This window comes from Rhodococcus globerulus NBRC 14531 (genome assembly GCF_001894805.1).
GTDB classification, from domain to species: Bacteria; Actinomycetota; Actinomycetes; order Mycobacteriales; family Mycobacteriaceae; genus Rhodococcus_F; species Rhodococcus_F globerula.
In genome coordinates this window covers 876286-898023 of record NZ_BCWX01000002.1, presented here as the reverse complement: position 1 = coordinate 898023, position 21738 = coordinate 876286, and the positions used below count along the sequence as shown (strand labels likewise).

At 60.5% G+C, this 21738-nt stretch carries 21 protein-coding genes and 1 pseudogene; 9 read left to right on the top strand and 13 right to left on the bottom strand.

Annotation, left to right across the window (positions count from 1 at the left end; genetic code table 11):
• Window positions 1-81: 81 nt before the first annotated feature.
• Both RG2_RS12785 and RG2_RS12780 read left to right on the top strand, forming a co-directional pair.
• A complete protein-coding gene (locus RG2_RS12785; protein WP_033236172.1) occupies window positions 82-792 on the top strand; it encodes a class I SAM-dependent methyltransferase in 711 nt (236 codons plus the stop codon).
• Window positions 793-904: 112 nt separating this feature from the next.
• Window positions 905-1741 carry a CPBP family intramembrane glutamic endopeptidase gene (locus RG2_RS12780; protein ID WP_033236259.1) on the top strand — a complete coding sequence of 279 codons (837 nt, stop codon included), beginning with the start codon at window positions 905-907 and terminating at the stop codon, window positions 1739-1741.
• A 326-nt stretch (window positions 1742-2067) separates the two neighbouring features.
• On the opposite strand, the gene RG2_RS12775 is transcribed toward RG2_RS12780, so the two are convergent.
• On the bottom strand, window positions 2068-2448 hold the full coding sequence (locus RG2_RS12775; protein ID WP_033236171.1) for an SHOCT domain-containing protein: 381 nt from the start codon (window positions 2446-2448) through the stop codon (window positions 2068-2070).
• Between the two features lie 224 nt (window positions 2449-2672).
• The gene (locus RG2_RS12770; RefSeq protein ID WP_033236170.1) at window positions 2673-2885 is read right to left on the bottom strand and encodes a three-helix bundle dimerization domain-containing protein; all 213 of its coding nucleotides are present in this window, start codon (window positions 2883-2885) and stop codon (window positions 2673-2675) included.
• Window positions 2886-3075: 190 nt separating this feature from the next.
• Between RG2_RS12770 and ppk2 the strand changes: the two genes are divergently transcribed.
• The 4 genes from ppk2 to RG2_RS12750 all read left to right on the top strand — a co-directional run bounded on the left by ppk2 (window position 3076) and on the right by RG2_RS12750 (window position 8820).
• Entirely contained in the window at window positions 3076-3942 is an 867-nt protein-coding gene (gene ppk2 / locus RG2_RS12765) for a polyphosphate kinase 2 (protein ID WP_033236169.1), read from the top strand.
• Window positions 3943-3973: 31 nt separating this feature from the next.
• On the top strand, window positions 3974-6760 hold the full coding sequence (locus tag RG2_RS12760; RefSeq protein WP_033236168.1) for a cation-translocating P-type ATPase: 2787 nt from the start codon (window positions 3974-3976) through the stop codon (window positions 6758-6760).
• Window positions 6761-6841: 81 nt separating this feature from the next.
• Window positions 6842-8557: a SulP family inorganic anion transporter gene (locus RG2_RS12755; RefSeq protein ID WP_033236167.1), complete on the top strand. Its 1716-nt coding sequence runs from the start codon at window positions 6842-6844 to the stop codon at window positions 8555-8557.
• Window positions 8558-8574: 17 nt separating this feature from the next.
• Window positions 8575-8820: a PLDc N-terminal domain-containing protein gene (locus tag RG2_RS12750; protein WP_033236166.1), complete on the top strand. Its 246-nt coding sequence runs from the start codon at window positions 8575-8577 to the stop codon at window positions 8818-8820.
• A gap of 9 nt (window positions 8821-8829) precedes the next feature.
• On the opposite strand, the gene RG2_RS12745 is transcribed toward RG2_RS12750, so the two are convergent.
• Entirely contained in the window at window positions 8830-9174 is a 345-nt protein-coding gene (locus RG2_RS12745; protein ID WP_033236165.1) for a zinc ribbon domain-containing protein YjdM, read from the bottom strand.
• 111 nt (window positions 9175-9285) lie between these two features.
• On the opposite strand from RG2_RS12745, the gene RG2_RS12740 reads away from it, so the two are divergent.
• The 3 genes from RG2_RS12740 to RG2_RS12730 are packed head-to-tail and all read left to right on the top strand — an operon-like array spanning window position 9286 to window position 12134.
• Window positions 9286-9918 carry a TetR/AcrR family transcriptional regulator gene (locus RG2_RS12740; RefSeq protein ID WP_033236164.1) on the top strand — a complete coding sequence of 211 codons (633 nt, stop codon included), beginning with the start codon at window positions 9286-9288 and terminating at the stop codon, window positions 9916-9918.
• 32 nt (window positions 9919-9950) lie between these two features.
• Window positions 9951-11510 (top strand): MDR family MFS transporter, encoded by a 1560-nt coding sequence (locus RG2_RS12735; protein WP_033236163.1) that lies wholly within the window; start codon window positions 9951-9953, stop codon window positions 11508-11510.
• A gap of 27 nt (window positions 11511-11537) precedes the next feature.
• Entirely contained in the window at window positions 11538-12134 is a 597-nt protein-coding gene (locus tag RG2_RS12730; RefSeq protein WP_106939785.1) for a CHAP domain-containing protein, read from the top strand.
• Window positions 12135-12468: 334 nt separating this feature from the next.
• Here RG2_RS12730 and RG2_RS12725 read toward each other — a convergent pair whose 3' ends face one another.
• From RG2_RS12725 to RG2_RS12680, 10 genes and pseudogenes are all read right to left on the bottom strand, one after another.
• The gene (locus RG2_RS12725) at window positions 12469-13530 is read right to left on the bottom strand and encodes an ABC transporter substrate-binding protein (protein ID WP_033236161.1); all 1062 of its coding nucleotides are present in this window, start codon (window positions 13528-13530) and stop codon (window positions 12469-12471) included.
• The gene (locus RG2_RS12720; protein ID WP_033236160.1) at window positions 13527-14336 is read right to left on the bottom strand and encodes an MTB12 C-terminal domain-containing protein; all 810 of its coding nucleotides are present in this window, start codon (window positions 14334-14336) and stop codon (window positions 13527-13529) included. Before RG2_RS12720 ends, RG2_RS12725 begins: the two co-directional genes overlap by 4 nt.
• A gap of 178 nt (window positions 14337-14514) precedes the next feature.
• Window positions 14515-14721 (bottom strand): annotated as a pseudogene (locus RG2_RS32285) (hypothetical protein); the annotation flags it as partial.
• A 246-nt stretch (window positions 14722-14967) separates the two neighbouring features.
• Window positions 14968-15456, bottom strand: coding sequence for a DinB family protein (locus tag RG2_RS12710; RefSeq protein ID WP_033236159.1), 489 nt, complete (start codon window positions 15454-15456; stop codon window positions 14968-14970).
• A gap of 434 nt (window positions 15457-15890) precedes the next feature.
• Complete coding sequence (locus RG2_RS12705) at window positions 15891-16436, bottom strand: hypothetical protein (protein ID WP_033236158.1); 546 nt, start codon at window positions 16434-16436, stop codon at window positions 15891-15893.
• Between the two features lie 68 nt (window positions 16437-16504).
• Window positions 16505-16957, bottom strand: coding sequence for a hypothetical protein (locus RG2_RS12700; protein ID WP_051730691.1), 453 nt, complete (start codon window positions 16955-16957; stop codon window positions 16505-16507).
• 59 nt (window positions 16958-17016) lie between these two features.
• Window positions 17017-18291: a M23 family metallopeptidase gene (locus RG2_RS12695; RefSeq protein WP_033236157.1), complete on the bottom strand. Its 1275-nt coding sequence runs from the start codon at window positions 18289-18291 to the stop codon at window positions 17017-17019.
• A 119-nt stretch (window positions 18292-18410) separates the two neighbouring features.
• Window positions 18411-20792, bottom strand: coding sequence for an ATP-binding cassette domain-containing protein (locus tag RG2_RS12690; RefSeq protein WP_033236257.1), 2382 nt, complete (start codon window positions 20790-20792; stop codon window positions 18411-18413).
• Window positions 20793-20869: 77 nt separating this feature from the next.
• Window positions 20870-21280: a VOC family protein gene (locus RG2_RS12685; protein ID WP_033236256.1), complete on the bottom strand. Its 411-nt coding sequence runs from the start codon at window positions 21278-21280 to the stop codon at window positions 20870-20872.
• Between the two features lie 10 nt (window positions 21281-21290).
• Window positions 21291-21734, bottom strand: coding sequence for a helix-turn-helix transcriptional regulator (locus tag RG2_RS12680; RefSeq protein WP_033236156.1), 444 nt, complete (start codon window positions 21732-21734; stop codon window positions 21291-21293).
• Between the last annotated feature and the right edge of the window lie 4 nt (window positions 21735-21738).

Below are 21738 nucleotides of genomic sequence, written 5' to 3'. Positions count from 1 at the left end.
CGCCTCGCGCGCGGCCGACGATCGTTGCCTACATCTATCCCGGTTGACGCAGTGAGGTGCCCCCTACTGTGAGGACCACACATGACCTTTGAAAATGACAACCGCGTCGACGGGATCGGCAAGATGCTGATCAGTTCTCGTTCGCTTGCCGAATACCAGGCGATGTTCGCCCTCACCGACGATGACCTGTCCGTGCGAATCCTCGACTGCCCCAGCGGCGCCGCGGATTTCACCAGTGCGGTGAGCAACCTCGGCGGCAACGTAACTGCATGCGATGCAGCCTATTTCGGAAACAGCCCCGACAATCTCGCTACTATTGCCACATCGGAGACGGAGCGAGGCAATCGATATGTCCGCGCACACGCAGAAGAGTACGAGTGGACTTTCTTCGCTGATCCCGATGAACACCAACATGTCAGGCAGCACGCCGCCCACCAGTTCGCAGCTCATATTCGCCAACACCCCGGTCACTACATCCCAGGTCGGTTGCCCGCACTGCCTTTCCCTGACGACGCCTTCGATCTGGTACTCAGCTCTCATCTGTTGTTCAGCTACGCCGACAGCCTCGACCACGCCTTCCACCTCGACGCGATTACCGAATTGATGCGCGTCACCTCAGGAGAGCTGCGCATCTTTCCGTTGGTGGCGATTGGATCGGCGGAGCCGTACTCACAACTTGTCGAGCTGCTGTCCGAACTGCGAGCTCGCGGCATCGCCGGCCGTAACGTCGAGGTCGACTACGAATTCCAAAAAGGCGCCAACCACATGCTGGTATGCCATCACGAATCGTGATCCGGCACAATAAATCTGGTACTTACATCAATTTTCTCGGCCTGGTCGACAGAGGCTTCAGCGCGAATTTCGATTGACGCGCGAATTCCTGGAGATCCCGTACGATCTGTCAGTGACCAATACAACTCCCGAAAAGTCGGGTTTCTGGAGCCGCCCCACCCTGTGGAAGCTGCTGTTGATAGTCGTCGTCTATCTAGCTTTCTACCTCGCAGTTGGACAGGTGATCTCGCGCGTTTTCTCCGATCAGATCGATAGCGACAACGTGGTCGCAAGCGCCTCGAGCATCATTTTCGGCCTCGCATTGCCTATCGCGATCGGTGCTGTCGCGCTGCTGATATTCATAGTGAAGCTGGGCTGGCTACGCAGTATTTTCGGCCCGCAACCTATACGTGGCCGCGGCTGGATGTGGATCGGCCCGATTCTCGTAGCCGCCGCCATTGCAGCGCACCTGACCGGAACCGACTGGAGCGCGTGGTCAGCCGGCGAGATCATCTCGCTACTTGCCCTCGGGGTGTGCGTTGGCATTGCCGAGGAACTCCTCACCCGCGGTATTGCGGTGAAAATGTTGCGTGACGCCGGCCATGGCGAACGCTTCGTCGCGGTCGTGTCGTCGCTGCTGTTCGCGCTGATGCACACGGTCAACTTCATCTCCGGGATGGAAGTGTCAACCGTTCTGGCGACCGTCGTCTACACGTTCGGTTTCGGGATGTGCATGTATCTGACTATGCGCGTGACGGGCACAATCTGGGCCGCGATCGTGTTGCATGGCCTCACCGACCCCACAACGATCCTCTCGACGGGCGGACTCGACACCTCCGTGACTGGAGCCAGCGGCGCCACCGTCGTCGCCACGTTCATCACAATCCTGCTGGTCCTCTTCGCCGTCGTCGCTATCTTCTTCGTCCGAGGGCGAGTCAGCCAAGAACAGCCCGCGAACGCGACAAGCTGACAGCTCCTCGTTTCGCCGATCCTGAATGTGGTGAAGCCGCCGGACACCGTAAGGTGCCGGCGGCTTCGTCATATTCGGGAAGGAGGGCGACCATTCGGCGCCACCCGTACTCGTAGCGGTGAAACTACCTCCCTCAGCCGAAGATTCGCTCGATGTCATCGAGGCGTAACTGAACGCGCGCGGAGAGTAACCAGAACCCCAGAGGTTGTCACCTGACGCCTGGACGAATGAGGACAGCGAACCAGGCCGAATTCTGTTGCGAATACAACACACGTCATCCACAACACACGTCGTCGTCGTATTCTGATTCTGTTGCAGCACCGTCTTCACTGCATGATGGTTTTTGCCTTCAGCGCCCGGAACTCGTCCTCGTTGATCGCGCCGGCATCGAGAAGGCCCTTGGCGGCTGTGATCTGATCAGCCGAAGATTGTCCAGCGACCTCGCGCACGTACGCGCCTTGTGCCTGCATCTGCTTTTGCGCTGCGGCAATCGAGCGCTGAGTCATACCGTCATTCCGGACGATCACATAGATCATCGCCGACAGGAAGGGCACGACAAAGAGGAAAACGATCCAGATCGCCTTGAACCAGCCTGACATCTCATGATCTCGGAACAGATCCGTGATGATCGAGAACAACACGCTCAAGTAGGCGACAAATGCGAGACAGACAAACATGAACCAGAAAAACTCCCAGAAGCCTTCCATTTTCGCCAACTCCGTACTGTCGGTGTTTCCGGATAGGAAGTCAGGTCACGACCTATGACGTCCTACTTGTGAATCAACTGTTGCCACTGCGCCGGTAACCGCCCGTTAGCCGACCGGCACTCGGCATCTCCCGAAATGCATTATCTCCGTTGGTAATACGTACCGAGAATTCGTACCGATAATACGTACCACAGATGAATGACAGAGGTACTACATAGCGGGTACTACATAGCGATCTCGGACGCAGCGCGGGCAATGTCACTTCGCGCCGCCTTTTCAACGAGGAGCGGGACGAATGCTCGTATCCGTCCTCTTTTGAATCGTGCGTGAATCATCCGCACGCTTCGTTCGATATCTGCGGGTGAGACGGTCGGATAGCGGGTGATCAGCCGTGCAATCACCTGTTCGACCTGGAGCAACTCTTCGTCGCCGGTCATCGGCTAATCGTCTGTCCGGTAGCCCGCTGCCGTCAAGACTCGAAATAGATTCGAAAGCATCACGATTCGGGATTCGATCAAGCCAGGAATAACTTTGCCAATCACGGGGCATACACAAGCAAAGGGTGTGTTTGATCAAGAACGTCCTGCGTGGAAGCACTGTCCGGAATATGGGTGTCGAGGAGCGAGCGTGGGAAAGAAGTCGAAGCACAAGAAACACAAGAACTCTGAGCTCGAAGCTCCCCGAGTTGCCGGCGTGGAACCCTCCTCAGCCGTGACAGAAAAGCCGATGAAGTACAAGGAATACCGCCGTGATCTCAAGCCTGTTCACGCAGAACTCGTCGCATTGCAGGAGTGGGTCAAATCCTCCGGCGCCAAGGTCTGCATCGTGTTCGAGGGCCGTGACACTGCAGGAAAAGGTGGGGTGATCAAAGCGATCACCGAGCGAGTGAGCCCTCGTGTCTTCCGCGTTGTTGCCCTCCCGGCCCCGACTGAACGGGAAAAATCCCAGATGTACATCCAACGGTATGTGCCGCATCTACCCGCAGCCGGCGAGATAGTCATCTTCGATCGCAGTTGGTACAACCGTGCCGGAGTCGAACGGGTCATGGGCTACTGCACCAACGAGCAAGCACACGAATTCCTCCAGCTCATCCCGACAGTCGAACGCGCAATTGTGGAATCCGGGGTAATTCTGTTGAAGTACTGGCTTGAGGTGAGTGAGGAACAGCAAATGCTGCGCCTGCAGAGCCGGATCGACGACCCGCGGAAAATCTGGAAGTTGTCGGGCCTCGATCTGAAGTCGTACAGCCATTGGTACGACTATTCACGGGCCCGCGACGAGATGTTCCGCTATACCGACACCGGATGGGCGCCTTGGTATGTCGCGGTCAACGACGACAAGAAGCGCGGCCGGCTCAACATCATCAGCCACATCCTGAGTCAGATTCCGTACGAACCTTTGGAACATCCCGATATCAAACTGCCACACCGACAACGCCCCGACGGATACAAGACACCCCAGCAACCGCTGCACTGGATTCCTACCCCCTACTGAAAATCCTGCCCAGGGAAAGGACGTGCGGCACATGAGCCCCACGGAAGCCGCGCCGCAGAATCGAGCGCACACAGACCCGGCCGAGAACACGCCCTGGCATGCCCAGAGTGCCGAATCCGTCCTCGCAGCACTGACTTCTGATCAGGAGTCGGGACTGAGTGCCGAGGACGTGGTGGACCGTCGACGTCAGCACGGGCCCAACGAAATTGCGTCGACGCCACCACCCTCGATGTGGTCGATAGCGCTGGCGCAGTTGAGGGACCCGATGAATCTGATGCTTGTCGCGGTAGCTGTGGTCAGCATCGTCATCGGCGAAATCCCCACGGCCATCGTCGTTGCGGTACTCGTCGTACTCAACATCGTGCTCGGCACCCGGCAGGAGGTGAAGGCCCGCGCCAGCGTGGACGCACTGGCGAAGATGCAGACGCCCCAAGCACGGGTAATCCGCGATGGGACTCTGATCCAGCTCGACGCTACTGAGTTGGTGCCTGGCGATATCGTCGAACTCGAAGCGGGCGATATCGTCGCCGCCGACGGACGCCTCCTCACCTCCACCACCTTGGAAACTCAAGAAGCAGCGTTGACCGGTGAAAGCGCACCCATCCCGAAGGATCCGAAGACGCTGGGCAGCACAGACATTCCCCTGGGTGACCGAAGCAACCTGGTGTTCCAGAACACCTCGGTCACCCGCGGTACCGCCACCATGGTGGTCACCGAAACCGGGATGCACACCCAGATAGGGCAGATCGCGTCGATGTTGTCGGCAGTTGCACCCGGCAAATCGCCGTTGCAACGCGAACTCGACTCGCTCACCAAACTGCTCGGGATCATCGCGTGGGGCGCAGTGACAATCATCGTGGTTATCGGCGTGATCCGTGGCCAAGATCTGACAACGCTTCTCCTGCTGGGTATTGCCATGGGAGTTTCCGCAATCCCGACCGGCCTTCCCACTTTCGTCCAGGCCATGTTGGCGTATGGAGCTCGTCAACTGGCCGACGCGAAGGCCGTCGTGAAAAACCTCACCGACGTCGAGACACTCGGCGCGACGAGCGCCATCAACTCGGATAAGACCGGCACACTGACGATGAATCAGATGACCGTACGGTCGTTGTACGTCCACGGCCGGTGGTACATCGTCGAGGGCGAGGGTTACGCCAAGAGCGGCAGAATCACGCAGGTCGCGGGTGAGGCGCCGCCGGACTTCACGCTGCTTGCCTACGGTCTGTGCCTGGACAGCGACGCCACAGTCTCCGATGCCGGCGAAGTTGTGGGCGACCCCACCGAGGCAGCGCTTGTTGTTCTCGCGGCAAAGATCGGCGTCGACGCCCCACTCACCAGAAAGACGTACCCGCGGGTCGCGACGGTTCCCTTCGACTCGGCATACAAGTTCATGGCGACGTTCCATCATCTCCAGGTGGACGGCGGCAACCAATTCGTGGAACTGGTCAAGGGCGGTCCGGACGTGGTCCTGGCTCGGTGCGGGGCAGCGTTCCTGCCCGGCCGCCGACCTGTACCGATCGACGAGGTCCGCGAAGAACTGACTGCCGCGAACCGGGCTATGTCCGAGAAGGGTCTCCGGGTGCTGGCGTTTGCCGTTCGACGACTCGACGGGCAGGAATCAGCCGTTGGGGCTGACCCCATGTCGTTTGTCGAGGACCTCACGTTTGTCGGCATGGCCGGCATCATCGATCCCCTTCGCGCGGAAGCGATCGAGTCGGTGCGCACTGCCCACACGGCGGGCATCCATGTCCGCATGATCACCGGCGATCACGCGATCACCGCGTCGGCGATCGGAGCCGAACTCGGACTGGGACCAGGGGCGATCGGCGGCGGCGAACTTCAGGCCATGACCGACGAGGAGCTGTCGGACGCAATGCCGAACCTGCATGTCTTCGGCCGCGTCACCCCGCAGGACAAACTGCGTCTGGTCGACATCATGCAGAAAAACGGTGCGGTTGTCGCGATGACGGGTGATGCCGTCAACGACGCCGCCGCACTGAAGAAATCCGACATCGGCGTCGCCATGGGGTCAGGCAGCGAAGTGACAAAACAGGCGGGCAAGATGGTGCTCACCGACGACAACTTCGGGACCCTCATCACCGCAATCAGCTTGGGACGCAATATCTACGGCAAGATCGTGTCCTACATTCGCTACCAGATGTCGAAATTGTTCTCGCTGGTTCTGCTCTTCCTGGCCGCGAGCATCTTCAATATCAACGAAGGTGTTGCGCTCACCCCGCTGATGGTGCTGTTCCAGCACTTCTTCATCACCCTGTTCCCCGTTGCGGTCATCATGCTCGACCCGCCGCCGCCGGACCTGATGAAGAAACCACCCCGTGACCCCAAGACGCCGATAGCCAACCGACGGGCGGTCATACAGTGGCTGGCTTACGGCATCCTGCAGTTTGCCGTCACACTTGCCGCAATGCTGCTAGCCCCAGGCGAGATGAGTACCACCGAGGCAAATATTCCCATGACCATGGCGTTTGTGGTGCTGTCGTTGGGCTCCATCTTCGCCGGCCTGACCATGCGCCGCGATCCGGAATCCGGCCTCATTCCACCGGTGCTCGGCGCGCTCAAGATCTTGGCTATCCCGACCGTCGTCACGGTCTTCGCCGTCGAGGCCGGAGTACTCCAGGATCTCCTCATGACCACCTCATTGACGGGTAGCCAGTGGCTCGCCTGCCTCGGGTGGTCGCTGATCATTCCGATCGTCGTGGAGTTGGACAAGGCGTTCCGACGCCGACGCCTCCTGAAGTCGCACACCATTGTCTCCCCCACCGCTGCGGTAGCCCCACAGCGTGCTCACGCGCAATGATGCACACTCGTCGTACCCACTCCGGGCGACCGATTTAACGGATTTCTGAACTTTGTGGCTGCGACGGGAAGGATTCGCGATATGTCGTGGACAAAGGGGCTGGGTCGGCTGCCTGGGATCGCAACGGCCCGGGGGTATCACCGCGAATGGCTGCGTACGGACATCACCGCCGGACTTGTCCTCACAGCCCTGCTGATTCCCGCGGGCATGGGGTATGCCGAAGCTGCTGGCCTCCCGGCATACGCCGGCCTGTACGCCACCATCGTGCCGCTCCTCGCGTACGCACTCGTCGGACCGTCGAAAATCCTTGTCCTGGGGCCTGACTCGTCGCTCGCGCCACTTATCGCCGCCGCGATCCTGCCACTGGCGATCGTCGGCGATGAAGACAACGCACTTGCCCTGGCCGGCGTCCTGGCCATCCTCGTCGGGCTCATCCTCCTGATCGGGGGGTTCCTGCGCCTCGGTTTTGTCACCGAGCTGCTCTCGAAACCCATCCGACTCGGCTACCTCAATGCCATTGCGCTTGTGGTTGTTATCGGTCAGATTCCCAAACTGCTGGGGTTCTCCGTTGACGCGTCCGGACTGCTCGGCGAAATAGGTGAGATCGGAAAGTCCGTGGCAGGCGGGGACATCGACCCCGTTGCTGCCGCGGTCGGAATCGGGTCGCTTGCTGTCATCGTCGCGTTCCGACTCTGGGTCCCCGTTGTCCCCGGAGTCCTGGTGGCCGTCGTCGGCGCAATCATTTTGTCCGCCGCGGCCGGTCTCACGGATGACATCGGAATGGTCGGTGCTCTCCCTGAAGGTCTCCCTCTGCCCTCCGTGGGAGGCGTCAGCTGGCAGGACGTAGGACACCTGATCGGACCTGCGGCCGGTATCGCTCTGATCGCATTTGCCGACACCGGCGTTCTCTCCCGGACCTTTGCCGCCCGGCACGGTGAAGACGTGAACGGCAGCACCGAAATGAAGGCAATCGGCGTCGCCAATGTGGCAGGTGGACTGTTCGGCGGGTTCCCCATCTCGGCGAGCGGCTCACGAACACCTGTAGCCGAACAAAGCGGCGCCCATACACAATTGGCAGGTGTTGTCGGCGCGCTCGCCGTGCTGGTCTTTGTCCTCGTCGCCCCAGGCCTCACCGCGTACCTACCCGATGCAACACTCGCAGCCGTGGTCATCGTCGCGGCCTGCGCGCTGATCGACGTGGGTGGAATGGTCCGGATGTGGCGCATGAGCACCGTGGAGTTCGGCCTCGCTGTCGCAGCCTTCCTCGGCGTTGCGCTTGTCGGAGTACTCCAGGGCATTCTCGTGGCGATCGGCCTGTCGTTTGTCGCGGTGGTAGCGCAAGTCTGGCAGCCACATCGCACCGAACTCGTGGAGATCGCACACCTACCGGGATTTCACGACGTCGAACGACATCCAGATGGACAGCGCATTCCCGGCCTGGTGCTGGTGCGCTTCGACGCTCCCCTCTTCTTCGCAAACGGTGAGATCTTCGACGAGTACGTACGCTCCGTAGTCGCCGATGCGCCGGCGCCCGTCGAATGGGTAGTCATTGCAGCAGAGCCGATTACCGGCCTCGATACCACCGCAGTCGACGAGTTGGTCGATCTCGACACCTACCTCGAAGGCAAAGGTATCCGGCTGGCGTTTGCCGAGATGAAGGGGCCGATCAAAGACAAACTCATCAGATTCGGCGTCGGCGACCGATTCGACGCGACGCATTTCTTCCCGACCATCGAAGCTGCCGTCAACGAATTCCGCAGCCGAAGTGGGAACTCCAACCACTCGACCGACCACTGATCCCGGGAGCGCGAGACATGGATTCTTTCTGGACGGTCTTCTGGCTCGGCGTCATCTCTCTCGCGCTGCTGTCTTACCTGGTACTGCTGTTCGAGATCAGCGCCGATCTGTTCCGTGACCGTCAGACATCGGGGTGGATGCGCGCACTCTGGGTGTGTTTCCTGCTCCTCGTGCCCTTCGTGTCGGGGCTGGTGTACGTGATCGTGAAAAGTGACGGCATGGCCGAGCGATCCCGAATCGCGAGCGGAGCACCCCGGAGTTGACGGGGTTCGTCAGACCTTCTTGACGACGCTCGACTTCAGCTGCATCGGGCCGATACCGTCAACCTTGCAGTCGATGTCGTGATCACCGATCCCCTTGACCAGACGGATGTTTCGCACCTTCGTGCCGGATTTGATGCCGGTGGGGCTGCCCTTGACCTTGAGTGTCTTGATGACCGTCACGGTGTCACCGTCGGTGAGTACGTTTCCGACGGCGTCCTTGATGACGCCATCTTCTTCGGCGGCCGAGTCTTCCGTCGACCACTCGAGTGCACATTCGGGGCACACCATGAGCGCACCCATCTCGTAGGTGAACTCACTGGAACATTCAGGGCACGGCGGCAAGGTGTCTTCCACGCGATCAGCCTATCCGCCGCCCCCTCGGCTCGACTTTTGCACTTCATAACCAGTGATTGGTAAATATTTTGCACTCGATGAAAGTTTGCACTCTGTGCAATTATTGAAGGCATGGGTAGCGAAACACTAGGCCTTCGAGAACGTAAGCGAATTGCGACACGCGAACTGATCGAACGCACCGCCGTCGAACTCGTGCTGGAACTGGGTTACGACGAAGTGACTGTGGAACGAATCTGCGAAGCCTGCGATCTGTCCACGCGCACATTCTTCAACTACTTCCCTACCAAGGACGCAGCGATCGGCGGAATCGCGATAGTCGTCCCGCCCACAGAGGTGATCTCGGAACTACTCGACGCCCACCCGAACGACCCCCTCCACGGAGCGCTGGCCGTCTTCGCCGAAGCGATGAAGATCATGGACGAACGACCCGATCTCCTCGTCCACCGACGCCAATTGTTCGAGCGACACCCGACCTTGCTCCAACAGCATCTGGCCACGTTCCACGAACTCGAGGACACGCTCACCCGGATGCTCACGGAGGAACTACTCGAACGACCAACCCATGGTCGACTACCCGCCGATATGGCGGCGGCCGATGAGGCCACCGCCACCGTGATCATCGCCGGAGCCTCGATGCGATACGTGTTTCGTGCCTGGCAGAAAAGCGAAAGAGATCGTCCGCGAGCCGAACTCGTGGATCCCGCATTGACGTTGATGGCCCACATCCTGCGGTCCGCCCACTAGCTCGTCTACCGCTCTCGTCACCAAGGAGCCCTATGTCCACTCGAGAAGCTGCACCCACAAGCGCAGACGAACCCGACACCACGTCGGACAAAAGATCCATCATCCTGGTGTTCGTCGGCCTGATGATCACGATGCTTCTGGCATCCCTCGACCAGATGATCTTCAGCACGGCGTTGCCCACCATCGTCGGCGAACTGAACGGCGTCAACCACATGGTGTGGGTGACAACGGCATACATCCTGGCGTCGACGATCATGATGCCGGTCTACGGAAAAATGGGCGATCTGATCGGCCGCAAAGGGCTGTTCATCGGTGCGATCAGCATTTTCATCGTCGGTTCTGTAATCGGCGGTTTGTCCCACGACATGACCACGCTCATCGCCGGCCGGGCAGTTCAGGGACTCGGCGGCGGCGGTCTTATTCTGCTGTCGCAGGCCATCATCGCCGACGTTGTTCCGGCCCGGCAGCGCGGCCGCTACATGGGCGCGATGGGCGGCGTTTTTGCCCTCGCGTCGGTCGCGGGCCCACTCCTGGGCGGTTGGTTCACCGAAGGCATCGGTTGGCGGTGGGCGTTCTGGATCAACGTCCCGTTGGGTCTGCTCGCGATAGCCAGTGCGTCGGCATTCCTGCATCTACCCAAGCCCAAGCTTGGCAAGCCGTCCATCGACTACCCCGGCATGATCCTGGTTGCAACCTCGGCAACCTGCTTGATCCTGTTCACGACGTGGGGCGGCAACACTTACGACTGGGATTCGGCCGTCATCATCGGGCTGATCATCGGCAGCATCGTCAGCGCAATTGCCTTTGTCATGGTCGAGCGACGAGCAACCGAACCTGTCATTCCCATGCACCTGTTCTCGGAGCGCAACTTCGTACTGACCACCACCGCCGGACTGATCATCGGCATCGCGATGTTCGGCGCTCTCGCCTACCTTCCTACCTACATTCAGATGGTGACCGGCAAGAACGCCACCGAAGCCGGCCTGATGATGATTCCGATGATGGCGGGACTGCTGGTGTCCTCGATCGGTTCCGGGCAGATCGTCAGCAAGACCGGGCGCTACAAAGCCTTTCCGATCGTCGGCACGTCCATCGTCGCCGTCTCTTTGGTCTTACTTTCCAGGCTGACTCCGTCGACCTCACTTGTCGTGTTCGGAATCTATATCGCGATCATGGGTGTCGGTCTCGGTCTGGTCATGCAAATCCTGATCCTGATCGTTCAAAACACCTTCCCCGCAGCCGAAGTCGGCACCGCAACAGCGTCGAACAACTTCTTCCGCCAGATCGGCGCCTCATTGGGTAGCGCGATCGTCGGCAGCCTCTTCGCATCCCGGTTGTCGAATCTGCTCGCGGAGCGGTTGCCAGCCGGCGGCGGCGGTGTCGGCGGTGAAGAGAACTCGTTGACTCCGGGAATCCTCTGGAAATTGCCGGATCAAATCCGCGAAATCATCGTAGGCGCCTACAACGACGCGCTCGCCCCGATCTTCATGTACCTCGTTCCGCTGGTAGTCGCAGCGGTGATCCTCCTGCTCTTCGTCAAGGAGAAGCCGCTGGCCACCACTATCGACCGCTCGGCAGCGCCGATCGAGTAGAAACCGATTGTTCGCTATTGTGGCGTGATGTCAGCAGACAAGAATCCGACCAGATCCACGTTTGTGGTTCTGGTCGGATTCTGCGCCGTGCTGGCAATTGTCATCGCCGGCGGATTCTGGTGGGTCACGCGTAGCAACGACGCGCTTGCCGGCGAGACACTCGACGCCTTCCCCACCCTCGACCGCAGCACACTCAGTCAGTCACAGAGTGAACTACTGGCGACACTCGAGAAGGAATGGGAATCCGGTGCACCCGGCACCACGTATGCCGAAGGTGTCGAAGAATCCTGGTGCGCTGACTTTGTCAGCTGGAATATGAACAAAATCGGCATGCCGTATTCGAACCCCAATTCCGGTTCGTGGCGAATCCCCGGCGTCTACACATTGCAGGAGTACTACGAATCCGTCGGAACATTTGTGCCGCTCGGTCAGGACTATCGACTGAAGACCGGCGACACGATTCTGTACGACGATTCCAGCCCCTTCGGGCAGCACGTCAACATCGTGCTCCGCAATGACGCCGGCATTGTCACCACCGTCGGCGGCAACGAGAACAATTCAGTGATGCTTCACCGGTTCAACCCTGATGATGTTGCCGGCATCGTGGGGTTCGGGTCTTTCTGACGGCCAACCCCCTTCTCGTAGATGTTGCGAGGTGAGTGAACGGTTGGTGACGTGGTCGGTTTCTGGTGTGCGTTGGGTCGATCGAACTTCCGAAATATATTCGGTAAATTAAATGTTTCCGTCGTCCACTGACTATTTGACTTTGCGAATGAAACGTTCCGCCAAAGGGAATTCGCCAATCTGATCTAGCTGAACCTGGCCACTCTTCCCACAAAACGGAAGGGCTGGCAGATGCTCTGCCAACCCTTCCGACGATGTGGCTGCAAGCGAGACGACTCCCCTGACTCGGGGCTACGACGCGCTGTCTACACCTGGAGATTCACGTCCGCTCAGCTCACGAAGTGCGTGATACTGCGGTACTCAGCGCGTTGGTGATTCGGTCCGCTCCCCACGGCAGCGAAATCGGGGACGGAAATCCAAGGGCATTCGGCACTCCGGAGTTGCGGGCAATCGACACAACCGATCCGCGCTGGACTGCAGACAGATTGCGCCACTGCTCGTTGTCGCGCATGTAGTCGATGTCCCCCGCTGGTGAGATGACAACCGCGATGTCGGTGTCGAGTTGGGCGACATACTCGTAGCTGATCACTCCTCGCCCGTCAGCATCGGTCGGCACTGTCTGCGCCCAGTCGGTCAGTTGGAAACCCAAGTCCTTCATGAGCATTCCGATACCGCGATCCTCACCGGCGAGGATGTACAGCTGCCCGTTCAGATCTCCGATCACCGCGTTGAAATTCACGCCCTCGAATTCGGGATGCGCTGCGCGGACGGCGACCAGGTCGGCTTCGGCCGATCCGACGGCGGCCTGCGCTTCATCCTCTCGACCGAGTGCTTTGCCGATCTTGCGCGTCGAGCCCTGCCACGGTTCCACGTTTGCCTGTTCATCGAAATGCACGACCGGGGCAATGCTCGAAAGCTGCTCATAGGCACGCTCATTGAGACTCCATTGCCCCGTTGCAACGATGACGTCGGGATCAAGGGCCACAATTTGTTCGACGTACGACTGCGGGTCACCCTCGAACAGCAGTGTCGGAATCTCCTTGTCACCGGCGGACAACAGCGCGTCGACGCCACCACCGGGGTTCGGCGGCAACACCTGATACCCCATGTCGGCCAATGCATCGACCTGCCAAGGCCACGCCCCGACGCCGTTTGTCGAGACGAGAATGTTCGTATCGGTGGGCAGTGCAATGGGTGCGACACCCATCGAGATCACCATGTCCGCGTCCTGCGGCGACAACGGGAGCACCCGCTCGGCGCCGAGTGGTACCTGGGCTTCACCGAATTTGCCGGTGACGGTGACTGTTTCCCCCTCGGCAGTGTCGAGGGAGTTCCCGCCGCACGCGGTCAGGAGAAGTGCGAGGGCAACAAATGCGGCGGAGAGCGCGCGCTTCACAGCGGGTGTCCATTCGGTCCGCCGGGATTACCCGGGACGGTGCACGTGGCCATAGCGCGATGCGCCAAGAAACAAAGACTGTCGTTACTCAATTTCCACTGCCCGTCTATCCAATACCATTTGAGGGTCGCTTGTCCCGGCGCAGAGCCGGGCAACGACGTCACGAGCTGGGCGCGCGCCACCTCGTCGGTCACCGTGACCGGGTCCGTGAGATCCCAGCGGTAGATTCCGGCCGCGATGTTCAAGGCGCTTCCCACAGCGCGCACGGTGGGTACGCCGGCTGCGCCGCCTTCGAGCGCGGAAGCGACCTCCGCGTCACTTGTCGCCGAGTTGAGTCCGCGCTGGAGTTGACTGTTCAGTTCGGCGACGTCCGGCGTCGACGGCCCCTCGGGTGCCGATGCAACCGCCGGCGCGGCACTCGCCGCCGGAGCGCTGGGCGAGGCAGGTGCTGCGCCCGCTGCCGGGGCGCTGACCGCGGCCGACGCTGCAGGTGCGGGGGCGGCCGCCGGCGCCGGAACCTGAGGTTCGAGCACCGTGACGCCGTTGTTGGCCGCAGCGGCCGTCGTGTCCGCAGTGCCGGCCCCCGCCGGTGAAGCCATGGTCACGACCACCTGACGTTCCTGGTCACCGAGCTGCATACCGAACAGAACGAGCCCGGGGATAGCTACTCCGACAACCATTGCCGCGCACGCGGAAACCGCAACGGTCGGCCAATGAACGCCGCGGCGCGGCGCGGCGGTTTGTGGATGGCGACCGACGTCCTCGTCTCTCGACTCATCGAGGTCGTAGTCCGTCTGAATGCTCATCGCGTCGTCTCCGTTAGGCGCTCGGGTCTTCCTGATGGCCCAATTCGTTGAGGCCGTTGCGTGGTGAGTGGGTTCTCACCATCACGTCAGGATTTAGGTTAGCGTAGGCTAACACTCACATAACGGTCGACGTTACATAGGGCCGGAAGCGAGGGCGTGAGTGATCCCCTGCTAACGCTCAATTCACAGTGTCAGCCGCCGTTCGGCGGGTGCCCATCGACCCTGCCGGCGCTCCCCCGCCGCCCATGCCGGAAGCTTCCTGCTGCGTAACACTGTTGACATAGTCATTGGTGGGGTCTCGGTAGATGACGTGGATGTGACCCCAACCCGAGGTTGTGTATCCCGCGACGTCAGCGCCGGCCGATCCCTGCTGATTAGCGAAATCTCGCGCTGCGTAACTACTACGGGCGGTGCGGGTTCCGCGAGGTTGGTCGACGCGATTTCGACGCAGACTCGTTGAGCGTCACATTGTTCGAACGAACACTCGGATAACGAACTTCGACCGCTCGACGCGTATGTCTGCAGCGCGTAAGGCCGCAGACTTCGCACGGTTGGCGAAGAACGGAACTTCCGTCAGTAGCTCCGATGACTGCGCAAGTTGCGCAGCGGTACTCAATCACGAATTCGGCTGTCACTGAATGGGTTTTTCGATCTGTTCACGAAGGATATCGGCGTGACCTGCGTGCCGGGCGAACTCTTGGGTCATGGCAAGCAGTGTCCATCGCATGCTGACTTTTCCCTCGCGCGGGTTGTCCACGTTGTCGTCAAGGTCGAAACGGGACACGATCACCCGTGATCGTTGGCTGGCGCGCTCGAATTCCGCAATGACATCTGCCAGCGACTCGTCGTCGGCGACAGCGAAGGTGCCCTCGTCGCGACGCGAGTATCCATCACATTCGGATTCATCGAGTCCTGCCCAAATCCGTTGAAACCAGATCCGTTCCGCGGCAGCGGCATGCTTGATCAACGAGATCGGTGTCGTCAGCGAGGCGACGAGCCGTCGGCGGGAGTCAGCTTCAGACAGGCCTCGTACGGCCTCGATCAATGCCTCACGGCTTTGGTCGAGCATGTTCTCGATGATCGAACGCTCCGTGCCGATAGTACTTGTGTTGATGGACATAAGATTTCACTCGATTCTGTTGTAGGGTTGGTCAAGCCAAGACACCCTGTGCCAGTTAAAGTGAGTAATGGAACGCAGCGATCCGCTCGCTGTCAGGGAGTACGCGCTCGAGAGTTCCGCCAGAATGGCCAGCGCCAGTACCGCAGCCCAGGATGCTTGTGAACTGCTGCCAAAGCGCAGCTTATCGCACAGGTGCGATTCGGGAAAGGAAATTGACCCGAACGCTGCCGGGATCTGATCGGACGCCTTCCGTGTGCGCACCCACCTAGGCTAAGGATGTCTTGACAGCCTGTTCCGTGAAACAACCTCGAACAGGTGCAGCGAAGGTAGCACTGGCGGGGCTGCCGAAAATCTATCGCAGGGAAGGGATTCGGAGCCTGGACAGGCAAGCGCTTCGTCGAGTTGTCTCAACTGTCCGACGATGCGCCAGATGTTCAGATACTGAGGGCGGACATGATCTCGCCGAATGCACCTTCACGCCCCGGCAAGATGACCTTCTGAAACAGCGTCAGCACGCACTCGTCGATGTCGTCCGTCGCGGACGAACCTTTGCGTGACACCTCGATCGCACGAAGTCCACGCGCACGCACGTACCGAGCCAACTCGTCTCCGTCGCGCCGCGCTACTGCCTTACGACCTGAGGAATGTTCGAACCGGTAGTGACGCCCAGCGACCGCAACTTCGCAGAGTTTGTTCCTGCGCCGCATCCCATGACGCTTCTCGTCCGTAACGCTCACAGCGGTACCGTCCGGGAATCGTAAGGTCGCGGGCGTACCCTTGGTCAGCGCGGGGCCGAATCGATCGATCCGTTCGGCCAGCGTCTCCCGCTTCAACCTGCCGAAATGCGCGTTGAACTCGTCGCCTGCGGCTGGAAAGAGTTCGGCGCGCACTATTCCGGCAGGATCGAATATCGCGACGGACGAGAGGTCCGCCGCGATACGCACAGACCATCCTGTCTCGGTGGGACTCTTCCAATTCATGATCCGCAGTATCCCACCGTGGCAGTGGCCAGACTGACATCACAGGCGCCACCGGCTCGCGGGTCTGATCATGGTTCAGGAGTCGACGCATGAAGATGGAATGTCGCGCCCTTCGCTAGTTCGTCCGCGGTGAAATCCGGTGACGTGAAACTCCCCGCGTAGGGCGCTGAACTGCTGACCGTGAGTGAGTAATTGCGTTGATTCGCGGGGATGGCATCGAAGCGCGCCACATACCCGCAGGTACCGGTGCCATCGGGATTCTGTTCCACGGAATCGACTTCGAGCACAGACCTTGTCGATGCGGCGCCGCTTCCTCCATCAACGAATATCGTGTCGTTCGGCGCCACCGGGATTGTTCCGACGATGCACTGTCCGGAATCCGGATCGGCTCGTTCAGCGTCCCCGATGACGGTCACCACGGCAGCAAAGGTTTTCGGATCATCTGAATTGGACACACAACCGGTCAGCGCCAACGTCCCGATCGACAGCAATACTGCAGCGTGTCTGCCCCTTCGCCCCATGGACTCACAGTAGACCGACACGAGCGGATGGAAGGTTGATGTCCGAGAAAGTCTGAAAATCAGGGCACAGGCGGAAAATTGACGACTGCCCCGTCGAGCGGCAACTGGTCGGTGCGGTCGCCCTCGTTCGGTCCCTCGACGAGAGCGCCGGTATCTGCCGATCCGACAAACGTGAAGCTGTCGATCTCGTAGGGCACATTGTCGCCGGACAGCGGCACCGCCGCCCGTGACACATGGAAGTGCAGATGCGCTTCTGAGGTGTTGCCCGAGTTGCCGAGGTTCCCGATCACCTGACCCGTGGTCACCAGATCCCCTACATTCACAGTCGCCGACATCGGTTTCAGGTGGGCATAGAACGCATAGTTTCCGTTGCCGATGTCGATGATGACGTAGTTGCCACCCAATTGATCGAACGGCATGTCCTTCGGAACTTGTTGCGGCACTTGATCCTGCTCGCCCGAGACGACAGCCACGACGGTGCCGTCGGCCACCGCCAGCAGAGGCGCGCCGTAGGCGAAGTAGTCCTCATTTTTCGATCCGTCACCACGAGACCTGCTGAGCGGGACTGCATCCGGGTTGATCCTCAGCCAGTCGACGGCAAATCGCTCGGTGCCGTTGATCCTGCCACCGACCGCCATCATCCCGGCGCGATGCTGCGAGAGCCCGCAGCAACCGTCCCCGACCACCCAACTGTCGCCGGCTAATGGAGGACCGATAACCACCGGCAAGTCTGTGCTGGTCATAACTGTTCCACCGAACTGCGCGACGTTATCGGGATATCGCGCAGCACTGGCAGCGTCCTCCGGCGTTGCTTGGCCGAACGTCGCAGTCAGTCGATGGGTCACTACGGATGGAACATCGTCAGGGCTCTCGTACTCGTCGTCGAGCACCATCAGCACAGTGCGCCCCACCGGGATCTCGGTGAACGGCGTCCAGGAAAAGTTACCTACCAGAATCGAACGCGCAGATACTTGGCCCTGATCGAGGGTCGATACGACGGTCCCGTCCGGTCCCCCGGCCAGCGTTTCGATCTTTGTGATGGTCGCGGGCCGCGGTGAGAAGTTCAGCACTTCGATCTCGTAGGCCACGTGCAGCATTCCGTCAGTCCCGGTGACAGGGATCGGATTCGGCCCGAGCGCCGAGATCACCAACGGCGACGTGACGTCGGTTTCGGTCGGATAGCCGCGCGGGATCCCCCCTCGACTGTCGATGGTCGACGTCGTGAGCACGGTCGGTCCGGTGGTGTCGATCGACGATGAACACCCGGCGATGACGAGGGTCATTACTGCGGCGGCGATTGCCCACCCTGCCCAAGGGCTGTGTGAAGTCGTCATGCGAACTCCAGAGCAGGCCCCTGCCCAGTGCGTCGGCCCAGTTGTTTCGAGCCTAGGCACGGAAGACCCTCTTTGTCCTGATTTTGTGGATCAGGACAAAGAGGGTCAAATCCTCGTGATCAGGCGCCTACGTACGACGCGAGATGCTGGCCGGTCAGGGTTGAGCGATCGGCGACAAGATCGCTCGGCGTGCCCTCGAACACAATCCGTCCACCGTCGTGACCGGCACCGGGACCAAGATCGATAATCCAGTCTGCATGTGCCATGACCGCTTGGTGATGCTCGATGACGATAACCGACTTCCCGGAGTCGACGAGTCGATCCAGTAGTCCGAGCAGCTGCTCGACGTCAGCCAAGTGAAGGCCTGTGGTCGGCTCGTCGAGGACATACACGCCGCCCTTTTCGGCCAGGTGCGTGGCAAGCTTGATGCGCTGACGTTCACCACCCGACAGCGTCGTGAGGGGCTGGCCGATGGTGAGGTAGCCGAGCCCCACATCCACGAGTCGCACCAGAATCTTGTGTGCGGCCAAGGTTTTAGCCTCACCGTCACCGAAGAACTCTTCAGCCTCGGCGGCCGACATCGCTAGAACCTCGCTGATGTCCTTCCCTCCGAATTTGTACTCCAGGACATCGGCCTGGAACCGCTTCCCCTCGCACTCCTCACACACCGTCGCAACGCCGGCCATCATCGCCAGATCGCTGTAGATGACGCCGTTGCCGTTGCATGTGGGGCAGGCGCCCTCGGAGTTGGCGCTGAACAGCGCCGGCTTCACACCGTTGGCCTTCGCAAACGCCTTGCGGATGGGGTCGAGCAGACCGGTGTACGTTGCAGGGTTGCTCCGACGCGAACCGCGGATCGCGCCCTGATCGATCGACACCACTCCCTCCCGCTTCGCGAGCGAGCCATGGATCAACGAACTCTTCCCGGACCCGGCGACGCCCGTCACCACAACCAGCACACCGAGTGGCACATCGACGTCGACGTTCTGCAAGTTGTGGGAGGTTGCGCCACGGATTTCCATTGCGCCCGTTGACTTTCGCACGCTCGCTTTGAGTGCAGCTCGGTCGTCGAAATGACGTCCCGTGACCGTGTCACTGGCCCGCAAGCCGTCGACGGTGCCCTCGAAGCAGACAGTTCCGCCCGCGGCACCGGCGCCGGGGCCGAGATCGACGATGTGATCGCCGATAACGATCGTCTCCGGCTTGTGCTCGACGACAAGGACCGTATTTCCCTTGTCACGCAACTGCAGCAGTAGGTCGTTCATGCGCGCGATGTCGTGGGGATGAAGGCCAGTCGTGGGTTCGTCGAACACGTACGTGATGTCGGTGAGCGAGGACCCTAGATGGCGAATCATCTTGGTGCGCTGAGCTTCACCACCGGACAGTGTCCCCGACGGCCGGTCCAGGCTCAGATAGCCCAGGCCGATCTCCACGAACGAGTCGAGCGTTTCACCGAGCGTCGTCAGCAATGGTGCCACTGACGGTTCTTTCAAACCGCCGACCCACTCCGCGAGATCGCTGATCTGCATCGCACACGCATCAGCGATGTTGATGCCTTTGATCTTCGACGATCGCGCACCCTCACTCAGCCGAGTGCCATCGCACTCGGGGCACGTGGTGAACGTGATTGCCCGCTCAACGAACGCCCGGATGTGCGGCTGCATCGCGTCGACATCCTTGGACAGGAACGACTTCTGGATCTGCGGAATCAGTCCCGTGTACGTCAGGTTGATTCCTTCGACCTTGATCTTCGTCGGTTCCTTGTAGAGCAGGTCGTTCAGTTCCTTCTTGGTGTACTTCTTGATCGGCTTGTCGGGATCGAAATAGCCGCATCCCCGATAAATCCGGCCGTACCAACCGTCCATGCTGTAGCCAGGAACAGTGATCGCACTATCGTTGAGCGACTTGGTGTCGTCGTACAGCGCCGTCAGGTCGAAATCGTTGACCGAGCCGCGCCCCTCACAACGCGGACACATTCCACCGGTGATGCTGAAGGTCCGCCGTTCCTTCGTCTGACGGCCACCGCGCTCCACGGTGAGCGCACCCGCACCGGAGGCCGACGCGACATTGAACGAAAATGCCTGGGGCGAACCGATATGCGGCTTACCGAGACGACTGAAGAGAATGCGAAGCATCGCGTTGGCGTCGGTGGCAGTACCTACCGTCGAGCGAGGGTCGACGCCCATCCGTTGCTGATCGACGATGATCGCCGTGGTCAAGCCGTCGAGCACGTCGACGTCCGGCCGCGCCAGAGTCGGCATGAACCCCTGAACGAAGGCGCTGTACGTCTCGTTGATCATCCGCTGCGACTCCGCGGCGATGGTGCTGAACACCAATGAGCTCTTGCCCGAACCCGAGACACCGGTGAAGACCGTCAGCCTGCGCTTGGGGATTTCGACGCTGATGTCCTGGAGGTTGTTCACGCGCGCGCCCTGCACGCGGATCAGGTCGTGGGTGTCCGCAACATGTAGCTCTCGCTCCGCCATTTCAGCCGTGCTCATCATGTCTCCATCTCTCAGGTGAGGGCCACCCACACAGTGTCGCCCTGTGTGGGTGGCCGCGGTTCTCTTCAGTTGACTCAGCGGAGCTCTTGGATGCGGATCAAGTTGCCTGCTGGGTCGCGGACGGCGCAGTCCCGAACACCGTACGGTTGCTCGGTCGGCTCCTGGACGACGTCGATGTCGCCGGCCTGCAGCCGCTCGAAAGTACCGTCGAGATCCTTGGTGGCCAACAGAATACCGGCATAGGTGCCCTTGGCCATCATTTCGACGATGGTGCGACGCTCCTCGTCGGTGATACCCGGATCGACGGCCGGGGGATGCAACACGATCGACGTGTTGGGCTGGTCGGGCGGGCCGACGGTTATCCAGCGCATCCCGTCGTAGCCGACGTCGAGGCGGACCTCGAAACCGAGCAAGTCGCGGTAGAAGGAAAGGGCGGCCTCCGGGTCGTCCTGCGGAAGGAAACTCGATGCAATGGTGATGTCCATGAATGTCACGCTATCTGCGGCTGGGGGCCGGCGCTTCTCGATTCCTGATCGGTCTTGTCACCTGTTTCGACACGCAGGACGGCATGCTCTCGGTCACGCCGGCAGCCTCGTCTCGATAGACGCTCGGTGGAACGCCGACCAACTCGGTGAAACGAGTGCTGAAGGTACCGAGCGATGAACAGCCAACGGCAAAACACACGTCGGTGACACTGAGATCACCGCGACGCAGCAGCGCCATGGCGCGCTCGATGCGTCGTGTCATCAGATAGGAATACGGCGGCTCGCCGTACGCCAGCCTGAACTGGCGACTGAGGTGCCCGGCCGACATGTTCACTCCGCGGGCAAGCGCCTCCACGTCCAGGGGTTGCGCGTACTCCCGGTCGATCCGGTCACGAACACGCCGAAGAAGCGCGAGGTCGCGCAGTTGTTGCGTGGTCGCGGGTCTACTTGTCACAGGT